This window comes from Bacillus sp. FG16 (assembly GCF_057809515.1).
In genome coordinates, this window is the sequence record NZ_JBMDKC010000344.1 from 1 (window position 1) to 423 (window position 423).

The window sequence follows — 423 nt, forward strand, 5'->3', positions numbered from 1 at the left end:
TTAACAGGCGTGACAGGTTTTTTAGGTGCTCATATTTTAGAACAATTATTAATTTTGCCCAACATACGAATTTATTGTTTGGCTCGTTCACAACATGGTGAATCCGTTGAACAGAGAGTTATGGAGAAAATGAAATTTTATTTTGATGAAACGACGCTAGAACAAATGAAACATCGTGTGCAGGTGATAGAAGGCGATTTAAGTGAAAAACATGTGGGGCTAACAACAGAAATGCAACAGACATTACTTCATCATATTGATACTATTATTCATTGTGGGGGAGATGTTCGGCATTATGGAGATAGAGACCATTTTCAAAAGGTGAATGTAGAATCCACTCGCTATTTATTACAAATGAGCAAAAAGGTTGGTGCACGTTTTCATTATATTTCGACTGTCAGTATCGCTGGACATCGTCCAGAT

Annotated in this window: 1 protein-coding gene; it reads left to right on the forward strand. The window is 36.6% G+C overall.

Features of this window, described 5'->3' with window-relative positions; all coding sequences use genetic code 11:
* Positions 1-9: 9 nt before the first annotated feature.
* On the forward strand, positions 10-423 hold a 414-nt coding region (locus ACODS7_RS32660; RefSeq protein WP_488828716.1), incomplete at its 3' end, for an SDR family oxidoreductase.